The 9,548-nt window shown below is 61.9% G+C and carries 8 protein-coding genes; 4 read left to right on the plus strand and 4 right to left on the minus strand.

All coding sequences use genetic code 11. From position 1 onward, the window contains the following. Positions 1 to 73: 73 nt before the first annotated feature. The 3 genes from ACNQQL_RS35300 to ACNQQL_RS35310 form a co-directional block, all read right to left on the minus strand. The gene (locus ACNQQL_RS35300; RefSeq protein WP_347069357.1) at positions 74 to 346 is read right to left on the minus strand and encodes a hypothetical protein; all 273 of its coding nucleotides are present in this window, start codon (positions 344 to 346) and stop codon (positions 74 to 76) included. A gap of 83 nt (positions 347 to 429) precedes the next feature. Then, a complete protein-coding gene (locus ACNQQL_RS35305; RefSeq protein ID WP_347069359.1) occupies positions 430 to 1,425 on the minus strand; it encodes an ABC transporter permease in 996 nt (331 codons plus the stop codon). After that, positions 1,425 to 2,918 (minus strand): sugar ABC transporter ATP-binding protein, encoded by a 1,494-nt coding sequence (locus tag ACNQQL_RS35310; protein ID WP_347069361.1) that lies wholly within the window; start codon positions 2,916 to 2,918, stop codon positions 1,425 to 1,427. Before ACNQQL_RS35310 ends, ACNQQL_RS35305 begins: the two co-directional genes overlap by 1 nt. 295 nt (positions 2,919 to 3,213) lie before the next feature. On the opposite strand from ACNQQL_RS35310, the gene ACNQQL_RS35315 reads away from it, so the two are divergent. The 3 genes from ACNQQL_RS35315 (at position 3,214) to ACNQQL_RS35325 (ending at position 6,623) form a co-directional block, all read left to right on the plus strand. Beyond that, the gene (locus ACNQQL_RS35315) at positions 3,214 to 4,827 is read left to right on the plus strand and encodes a GMC family oxidoreductase (RefSeq protein WP_347069363.1); all 1,614 of its coding nucleotides are present in this window, start codon (positions 3,214 to 3,216) and stop codon (positions 4,825 to 4,827) included. Between the two features lie 2 nt (positions 4,828 to 4,829). Continuing rightward, on the plus strand, positions 4,830 to 5,840 hold the full coding sequence (locus tag ACNQQL_RS35320) for a zinc-binding dehydrogenase (RefSeq protein WP_347069364.1): 1,011 nt from the start codon (positions 4,830 to 4,832) through the stop codon (positions 5,838 to 5,840). 93 nt (positions 5,841 to 5,933) lie between these two features. Next, a complete protein-coding gene (locus ACNQQL_RS35325; protein WP_041490073.1) occupies positions 5,934 to 6,623 on the plus strand; it encodes a GntR family transcriptional regulator in 690 nt (229 codons plus the stop codon). An 89-nt stretch (positions 6,624 to 6,712) separates the two neighbouring features. Here ACNQQL_RS35325 and ACNQQL_RS35330 read toward each other — a convergent pair whose 3' ends face one another. After that, on the minus strand, positions 6,713 to 7,408 hold the full coding sequence (locus ACNQQL_RS35330) for an SDR family NAD(P)-dependent oxidoreductase (RefSeq protein ID WP_012366403.1): 696 nt from the start codon (positions 7,406 to 7,408) through the stop codon (positions 6,713 to 6,715). Positions 7,409 to 7,598: 190 nt separating this feature from the next. Between ACNQQL_RS35330 and ACNQQL_RS35335 the strand changes: the two genes are divergently transcribed. Next, the gene (locus tag ACNQQL_RS35335; protein ID WP_347069367.1) at positions 7,599 to 9,020 is read left to right on the plus strand and encodes an aldehyde dehydrogenase family protein; all 1,422 of its coding nucleotides are present in this window, start codon (positions 7,599 to 7,601) and stop codon (positions 9,018 to 9,020) included. Positions 9,021 to 9,548: the final 528 nt, after the last annotated feature.

Raw genomic sequence — 9,548 nt, forward strand, 5'->3', positions numbered from 1 at the left:
ATATCCCGCCCGCTGAGGCTGAGGCAAACTACTACAGGCAACTCAGAAATGCCGCTGACTTGCCTGCATTAACTTAAACCAACCGGCCTCCACGATTCCCGGCGCGGTTCAGATTGCCCAGCGTGATGTCGGTCCAGCCTATTTTTAGCTGGTTCGGATTGGCCGGCTGCTTCGGCCATGCCTTGCGGACCGCCGTTCGATCGGGCAGGGCTGGATCCACCACGCCGGACAGTGCCGTATTCGGCAGCAGCGTGTAGATCTTTGCCTTGGCCTGGCTGTGGGCAGGGGCGGTGATGCCGAACGCCAGCACGGTGGCGACGGCGAGTGCTTTGCGAGCAACCTTCATTTCAGTCTCCTGAATAATATTGTTGGATGAAAAAAAGGGAAGCGGAAGGGCCGCGTGGCGGCCCGGGTGGATGGAGAAGTGGTTTAGCGTTGGCCGATGCGTTGGACCAGCACGGCAAGAACGATGATGGCGCCTTTGATGATCTGTTGCGGATATACAGGCACGCTCAGGAGATTCATCACATTGCCGATCAGGCCCAGCACGAGCACGCCGATCACCGTGTTGAGAACCGAACCCTTCCCGCCGGAGAGCAACGCGCCACCGATCACGCACGTCGCGATGCCGTCGAGTTCCAGGCCGACGCCGGTGATCGGCGTGCCAACACCCGTGCGTGCCGTGAAAACGATGCCGGCGACGGCGCTCAGCGCACCGGAAATCACGTAGACGCAGAACTTGTAACCGCGCTCGGAAATACCTGCCAGCCGCACGGCCGTCTCATTGCTGCCCGTGGCGACGACCATGCGTCCAAACGTGGTGTAGGTCATCAGGAAGTAGAACAGCAGCGCGACGACCACGCCGAGCACGACCGGCCATGGCACGTTGATCCAGGGAACGCTGCCGCTGCCGAATTCATTGAGCAATTCCGCCGCCGGCAGATCAAGCGGCAGCATCGTCGGCTGGCCATTCGACATCATGTATGTGATTCCGCGTGCGATGGTCATCATGGCAAGCGTGACGATGAATGGCGCGAGCCCGAAGGCGGTCACCAGTGCACCGTTGAACGCCCCGAAAAGCGCACCGAGCATCACGGCCAGCACGACCGCGATAAGGAGCCCGGACGTGCCGCCGAACGGCATCACCGGAACCAGCATGGCTACCAGCAGGCCGCCCGCTGCTGCGATCGACCCCACCGACAGGTCGATGCCGCCCGTATTGATCACGAGTAACATGCCGAGGCTGACGAACAGCAGGGGTGTCAATTGCCGTAGCAGGTTATAGAGGTTTTCCTGGCTCAGAAACGCGGGTGACATGACGCTCGATACGACGAACAGCACGATCAGCATGATCAACGCGTTATGGCGCAACAGACCGCGGAGCAGCGGAACATTGGTGCGCTGCGTTTGCGTGATTCCTTCCATTACTTGACTCCCATGGCCAGCGATATCAGCGACTTTTCGTTGATGGCGGGGCCGCTGAGTTCGCCCGCAATACGGCCTGCACGCATGACGAGCACGCGGTCGCACAGGCCGATGATCTCCGGCATGTCGGAGGAGACCACGATGACGGCGACGCCGGCGCGTGCGAGATCGTTGATGACGTGATAGATCTCGATCTTGGCGCCGATATCGACGCCCCGCGTCGGCTCGTCAAGGATCAGTACCCGGCAGCCGTTCGAGAGCCACTTCATCAGCGCGACTTTCTGCTGATTGCCGCCCGAGAGCGTCGATACGTCGACCTCGGCATCGCGCGCCTTCACCCGCAGCTGTTTGATCAGTTCGCGCGTGCGCACGCGTTCGGCACGATGATCGAGGATGCAGCGCAGGCGCGCGAGCGTGTTGCGCGGCGTCATCATCGCGTTTGCGCGGATCGGCATGTTCAGGAGCACGCCTTGCTGTTTGCGGTCCTCGGGCAGCATCCCGATGCCGCTCTCGATGCCGTGGCGGGGACGCTTCAGCTTTGCGACCGGACGGCCGTCGACCCGTATTTCGCCGCTGCTCCTGCGATCCGCACCGAAGATCGCGCGCATCGTCTCCGTTCGGCCTGCGCCGACGAGGCCGCTGAAGCCCAGCACCTCGCCCGCGCGTACGTGAAACGAGACGTCGCGCACGCGTTCGCCGGCACAAAGGTCGCGTATTTCCAGTCGCGTGTCGCCGATGCACGCGTCGCGCTTCGGAAAGAGATCCTGCAGCTCGCGGCCGACCATCAACTGAACGAGGCGGCTTTCGTCGATGTCGGCAATGCGCACCGTGCTGACGAAGGCGCCGTCCTTGAGCACGGTGGCGCTGTCGCACAGCCGGAAGATTTCTTCCAGCCGGTGCGAGATGTAAATGACGCATACGCCATCGCGCTTGAGCCGCTCGAGCAGGGCGAACAGACGCGTCGTTTCGCGCGCGGTGAGCACGGCCGTCGGTTCGTCGAAGACGAGAACACGCGACGTGCGCGAGAGCGCCTTGCAGATCTCGACGATCTGCTGCTCGGCGACCGACAGCGTTGATACGGGCCGCGACACGTCCAACTCACCGAAGCCGAGCGCATCCAGTTGTTCGCGGGCGCGCGCCTTCAGTTTCGACCAGCGGATGATCGACGTTCCCGCGCCGAGGTCGTGCAGAAAGATGTTCTCCGCGACGGACAAATGCTTTGTGAGCGAGAACTCCTGATGAATGACGGAGATTCCGTGCGCCTGCGCGGCGTGCGGGCTGTCGATCGGAAGGTGGCGACCGTCCAGCAGGATCTCGCCTTCGTCAGGCGTGTGCGCACCCGCCAGTATTTTCATGAGCGTCGATTTGCCCGCACCGTTTTCGCCCATCAGCGCGTGCACCTGACCGCCGTGCGCTTCCAGGCAGACGTTGCGTAGTGCGTGGACGCCGCCGAAGTGCTTGCTGATGTTGCGCATGATCAAATGGTTGCTCATCGTCTCCTCTGTAATCCTGTTTGCCTTGAGCGGTGTTCATCGCTGCCCCTAAGTGAACACGTGTCATCTTGCGACGAGCGAAGATAGATGATGCATCATATATTCAAGATGGCCTGACTTAGATGGGTATTTCCCCTAGGCGGTGCGAAGCCATACAGACACGGTCGTTGTTGTTCAATTTGGATGCATCATATATTATTGGTCGGCGGGCTGTAGCGATGTGCAGTGCAGCGATGTGTAGTGCAAAAGAAGTCGCGCCCGTTCAATCGACCAGAAGCAGACACTGGAGACACCCTTGACATACGACTACATCGTGATCGGAGGCGGTTCGGCAGGCAGCGCCGTCACCGGCCGACTGATCGAAGCTGGCGCAAGCGTCCTGTTGCTGGAGGCGGGGCCGCGCGACAGGAATCCGCTCGTGCATATCCCTGCCGGTTTCACGAGACTGCTCTCGACGGATCTGCTGTATCACTACGAAACCGAGCCGCAGACCGGGCTCGACTCCCGGCCGCGCATCGTGCCGCAAGGCCGGGTGCTGGGCGGTGGCAGTTCCGTGAACGCGCTCATCTATATCCGGGGGCAACAGGAGGACTACGACGAATGGGCTCGCCTGGGCAACTCGGGATGGTCTTACGACGAGGTGTTGCCGTATTTCAAGCGCGCGGAGGACAACGAGCGGCTCGACGATCGCTATCACGGCGTCGGCGGGCCGCTTGGCGTGTCGGATCTCTCGCAACGCTGCGAATTGTCGACGGCGTTCGTGCGCGCCGCGCAGCAAGCCGGCATTCCTTTCACGCACGATTTCAACGGCGTGCGGCAGAATGGCGTCGGCTTCAATCAGATCACGACACGCGACAAGAGGCGTTGCAGCGCAGCCGTAGCTTATCTGCGCAACGCCGAGGCGAGCGGGCGTTTGACGATCCGTACCGGTGTACGCGTGGACCGCATTTTGATCGAGGCGGGTCGCGCGATCGGTGTGGAATACGTCAGCAACGGCCAGGTCGTACGCGAGAAGGGCTGCAAGGAGGTGATCCTGTCGGCAGGAGCCGTGCAGTCGCCGCGCCTGCTGTTGCTTTCCGGAATCGGCGCGACGGAGGAACTCGCTCGGCATGGCATCGAGGCCGTGCAGGATCTGCCGGGTGTCGGTGCGAACCTGCAGGACCATATCGAGTTTCCGGCGGTGTCCTACTGCACGGGAAACTACGGTTACTACGGCCAGGACAGCTTCACCAACACGCTGAAGAACGGGCTGCAATATTTGCTGTTCAAGAGCGGCCCCGTCACATCGAACGTGACCGAAGCCTGCGCGTTCGTCAACGTCGACGCGCCGCAAGAGCGTCCCAATATCCAGATGCACTTCGTGCCGATCGTGTTTCTCGACCTTGATCAGGATCACGTGAAGTCGGCAGGCGCGACAATCAATCCTTGCGTGCTTCGTCCGCAAAGCCGTGGCGAGATTCGTCTGCGCAGCGCGGATCCGGGCGCCGCGCTGTGGATCGATCCGAAATACTTCCAGCATGCCGAGGATCGACGCATCGCTGTAGCCGGCCTGAAAAAGGCGCGCGAGATTCTCGCGCAACCGGCTCTGCGCACCTATACGAGCGAGGAGGCGCTGCCGGGCGCGGGCGTCGCAACCGACGCCGCGCTGATGGACTACATTCGCAAGCGCGCGAAAACCGTCTATCACCCGGTCGGCACGTGCAGGATGGGCATGGACGGGCACGCAGTGGTGGATCCCGAATTGCGCGTGCGCGGCATCGATGGATTGCGCGTGATTGATGCATCGATCATGCCGAATCTCGTGTCGGGTAATACGAACGCCGCTTCCATCATGATCGGCGAGAAGGGCGCGGACTACGTGCTCGGCAAGACGGCCCTGAGCGGCGCAGCACTTGACGCGGTGGTGTAGCGATGCTGGAAGATAGCGTGACGATCGGCACGAACAGCACGACGGACACGATGGGCGCCTGGACCTGGCAGATCGCCGGCGCGCCTTCCGCGCTCGCATGGCGGCGTGCGGCGAGACCGGTGCCGGGGCCCGGAGAAGTGCTCGTGCGCAACCGCGCCGCGGGTCTGAATCCCGTTGACTGGAAATTCATCGAATGGGGCTCGCCGGCATGGCGGCCGGACCACATACCAGGGGTAGACGGGGCGGGAGAGGTGGTCTCCGTAGGTGCGGGCATCCAACGGGAATGGCTCGGCGTGCGTGTGGCCTACCACCAGTCGCTCACGCGCGACGGCAGTTTCGCGGAGTACACCGCAGTGCCGGCGCGCGCACTGTTGCGCTTGCCGCCGGGCCTGAGTTTTGCCGAGGCGGCGGCGTTGCCGTGCCCCATGCTGACGGCGTGGCAAGCCATGCAGAAAGTGCCGCACCGGGCCGGCCTCGAGGCACTGGTAACGGGTGCCGGCGGAGCGGTCGGCACGCTGTTGGTCCAGCTCGCAGTGCGGGCACGCTGGCGAGTGTCGGTGATGTGCAACTCACGTCATTTCGAGCGCATGGCGCGTCTTGGCGCTTCGACGTGTCTGTTGCCGGACATCGGAAGCAGCGCCTTTTCATCGCATCGGCCGTTCGACGTCGTGTTTGACACGGTGAGCGGCCAGCATGCCGCCCGACTTGCGCGTTTCGTCGCCGTGAACGGCCATCTCGTCTGCATCCAGGACCGTCTGGAGACATCCCCGGTCGCGCCGTTTACGACGGCCATCTCGTTGCATGAAGTGGCCCTGAATGCACTGCACACACACGGCTCGGCCGCGCATTGGCGCACGCTGGTCGATGCGGGAGAGCGTCTGCTCACTGACGTGCTGTATCGCGCACTGGCGCCGCTGCCGATCGAGCCGATGCCGCTGTCGCGCTTACCCGAAGCATTGGAATCGTTGAAAGCCCATACCGGGCACGGCCGGCCCGTCGCCGTAGTCGACTGAGCCCGCCGCCGGCTTATCGGCATCGGCACCGCCTGTTGCGGCGATGGATCGTGATGTATCATGTATGAAAACATTTTTCGTCCCGTTATCAGAATGAAACCACTCGCCCGTGTCGAAAAGAGCAATCTCTCGTCACGCATCTACGAAGAGATCCGCTCCCGATTAATGAACGGTCAGTACGCGCCTGGCGACCGACTGCGTATCAACGACCTTGCCGAAAAGCTCGGCACGAGCATCACGCCGGTGCGCGAAGCGATTTTCCGCCTGGTCAGTGAACAGGCCCTGGAAATGACTGCGGCAACCTCGATCGTGGTGCCGGTGCTCGACGCCGATACCGTTGCGGAGATTCAGCTCATGCGGCGCCTTCTCGAGGGTGCGGCGGCCGAACAGGCGGCGCAGCGCATTACCCCAAAGGAAATCCGCCATCTGAGCCTGACGCACGACGAGTTCATCGAGGCCGTTGCCGCGAGTCCTTCAGAGGCCGCAGAGCGCAATCGCGACTTCCATTTCGAATTGATGGCGGCAGCCAGGATGCCCACGCTCAGCGCCACCGTGGAAACCATGTGGGTCCGGATGGGGCCGCTGCTGCACACGTTTCATTCGCATCTGCCACGGCGCGAGATATCGAATCGTTCGCACCCTCACTATCGCGTGCTGGCCGCGCTGCGCAAGGGTGATCCCGAAGGGGCATCGCGAGCGATCCAGGAAGATATCGAATGGGGCCAGCGCGTGCTGCTCGAATGGATGGCCGAGCGGGAGCATGGCGAAGTCGCCGCTACGTAAGTAGCCGATCACCCGATCCGATTGCGATGCTACCGACGCGGGTAGCACATGCGTGCGGCGGCGCATCGCCGCCTATCCTTACTGCTTCGTCACGCGATGCTGAATCCGCCGTCGATCGGAAGGACGACTCCCGTGATGTAGTCCGCATCGGCCGAGCAAAGGAATTTCACGCCCCTGGCGACATCCGAAGGCTGCCCCCAGCGCCCGAGCGGCAGACGTGCGCGAATTGAACCGCTGCGCTCGGGGTTGTTCAGCGCTCCGGCAGACAGTCGCGTTTCGATCCAGCCGGGCGCCACTGCATTGACGCGCACCCCGCGATCCGCGAACGCGGCGGCGTGCGCGCGCGTCAAGCCAACGAGGCCGGCCTTGCTTGCCGTATAGGCGGGATTGCGGGCCGAGCCGAAAAAGCTCCACATCGATGCGATATTGACGACGCAGCCGCGCACCGCGGACAGCTTGTCGAGCGCGACTTCGGTCGTGAGCTGGCAGGCGTTCAGATTGACGTCGACCACTTTTCGAAAGCCCGCTGAATCGAACTCCGCGCGGTCGTGGAGGATGATTCCGGCGGCGTTGACGAGCACGTGAATCTGCGCAAGATCGCCGAATGCGTCGCGAACTTCAGCGGCTGACGTCACGTCGACTCGCCGGAACGCGATCGCCGGATCGAGATCCTCGTCCGCGTCCTTTCCGACGGACACGGGGCGCAGACCCGCGCGCAAGAATTCTTCGGCGATCGCGCGACCGATGCCGGTGCCGCCCCCCGTTACTACAGCAACTTTCGTCATGGACTTTCCTCCTGTGGAAATAAAATATATGATGCATCATAGTCCGGTATGCGGACAGGCACAAGCGTCCGGGTCAATCGTGGCAGTGGGGGAGGAAAGCCACGGGCGTTTCTCGATGCGATGCAGCAGATGCGGTGACGATTACGGCAAGGCTGAATCCCATTTTTTAATTCAACAACTGGAGACTCGAATGACCAATGCGAAACGGTTTTACATTGCGGGCAAATGGCAAGCGCCTGAGTCGAGCGCGCAGATCGAAGTGGAAAACCCGGCGGACGAGTCGATTATCGAGACGATTGCCGCTGCTTCCGCGTCGGACGTCGGTTGCGCGGTAGCGGCCGCAAAAGCTGCGTTCGGTGAATTTTCACGGACCACCGTCGAGCAGCGGGAGCGATGGCTCGTCAAACTGCTGGCGATCTACAATCGGCGCTACGACGAGATGGCGCGCGTGATCTCGCGCGAGATGGGCGCGCCGATCGATTTCGCTGTAGCGGCACAGGCCCGCACCGGGCAATGGCACATTGAGGCCGGGATCCATGCGCTGCGGACGTTTCGCTTCCAGCACGCAGTCTCCGGCGGGACGGTGGTTCGCGAACCCATTGGCGTGTGCGCATTGATTACGCCGTGGAACTGGCCCATCAACCAGATCGCGTGCAAGGTGGTGCCCGCCCTCGCAACCGGGTGCACGATGGTGCTCAAGCCGAGCGAGGTCACCCCGCTGAGCGCGCTGCTGTGGGCCGAAATGATCGATGAACTCGATTTGCCGCCTGGCGTGTTCAACATGATCAACGGCGACGGTGCGACTGCGGGCGCGGCGCTTGTGGCACACCCTGACATCGACATGATTTCGTTTACGGGTTCGACCCGCGCGGGCAGCGCGATCGGCGCGGTGGGTGCGCAAATGATCAAACGGGTAACCCAGGAACTGGGCGGCAAATCGCCGAACATCATTCTCGAAGGCGCTGATCTGCGCCCGGCCGTGGAGAGAGGCGTGCGTCATTGCATGGCGAATAGCGGACAGTCCTGCAACGCGCCGACACGCATGCTCGTGCCCGAGAACGAATACGCGGCGGCTGTCGAAATCGCTCGTGAGGTGACCAACGGCATTCAGGTCGGACGTCCCGAGCAGCACGGCAGCCATATCGGCCCTGTTGCGTCGCACGTTCAGTTCGAAAAGGTCCGTGCGCTCATCCGGGCGGGGATCGATGAGGGCGCCACGCTCGTCGCCGGCGGTCCGGATGCGCCGGCGGGTCTCGAGCGCGGCTACTATGTCAAACCGACGGTGTTCGCGGATGTGCATAACGATATGCGTATCGCCCGTGAGGAGATCTTCGGCCCTGTTTTGACGATGATCCCGTATCGGAGTCTCGATGAAGCGGTCTTCATCGCGAATGACACGCCGTACGGACTTGCGGCATATCTGCAGGGCGATGCGGAATTGGCACGATCTGTCGCAAGCGAGCTGCGTGCCGGTATGGTGAGTCTCAACGGTGCCGATCAGTCTTTCGATGCCCCGTTTGGGGGCTATAAGCAGTCGGGGAATGGGCGCGAGTGGGGAGCGTTCGGTTTCGAGGATTACCTGGAAACGAAGGTCATTAACGCGGTCGGATAAAATGAATGGCGAGCTGATACTCGTGAACGTGTGAGAGCAAGATTCAATCAGCCTGGCTCCATCGAGATTCGTGGAACGCTTGAACGATATCGATGATGCCAGGCGTCCGCATGCGGAGATGCCCGGGCATCTCCGGCCAGTCAGGTCGATGATTCCAGCTGGATTTGAGCCGCTCTAGAATGGGTCCGGAAAACCCAAGCGGATCAAGTTCGCCGAAAACTCGCTCACATGATGGCCCTGTTCACGGGGGGCGCTCGATAATAGAGAGCTCACTTTCCGGTTGGCTACAAGAAACGTCTCAGGTCAACCACAGATAGTGCTAATAGTTATACTCGTGGTAGCGCCGTCAGAAAAGGCGGTGAGCGATGTTATTTTAGTGTCCGCACGGGTTGCGCTAATGCAACAAAGGGGGGGATATGTAGTGGTCAACTAATCCCGGACACTGCGTTAAGTTTTTCTTCCGCAACGGCCGGCGCCAGTCCGTCGTTGAACTGATGCGGCCGTATCCAGTTGTACCGGTGCATCAGG

This window comes from Burkholderia sp. LFS061 (assembly GCF_047978125.1).
In the GTDB taxonomy this organism is placed as follows: domain Bacteria; phylum Pseudomonadota; class Gammaproteobacteria; order Burkholderiales; family Burkholderiaceae; genus Burkholderia; species Burkholderia pyrrocinia_C.

Coding starts and splice junctions, on each gene's coding strand:
- ACNQQL_RS35310 (WP_347069361.1), bottom strand. CDS start 2,918: ATGAGCAACCATTTGATCATGCGCAACATCAGCAAGCACTTCGGCGGC.
- ACNQQL_RS35300 (WP_347069357.1), bottom strand. CDS start 346: ATGAAGGTTGCTCGCAAAGCACTCGCCGTCGCCACCGTGCTGGCGTTC.
- ACNQQL_RS35335 (WP_347069367.1), top strand. CDS start 7,599: ATGACCAATGCGAAACGGTTTTACATTGCGGGCAAATGGCAAGCGCCT.
- ACNQQL_RS35305 (WP_347069359.1), bottom strand. CDS start 1,425: ATGGAAGGAATCACGCAAACGCAGCGCACCAATGTTCCGCTGCTCCGC.
- ACNQQL_RS35325 (WP_041490073.1), top strand. CDS start 5,934: ATGAAACCACTCGCCCGTGTCGAAAAGAGCAATCTCTCGTCACGCATC.
- ACNQQL_RS35330 (WP_012366403.1), bottom strand. CDS start 7,408: ATGACGAAAGTTGCTGTAGTAACGGGGGGCGGCACCGGCATCGGTCGC.
- ACNQQL_RS35320 (WP_347069364.1), top strand. CDS start 4,830: ATGCTGGAAGATAGCGTGACGATCGGCACGAACAGCACGACGGACACG.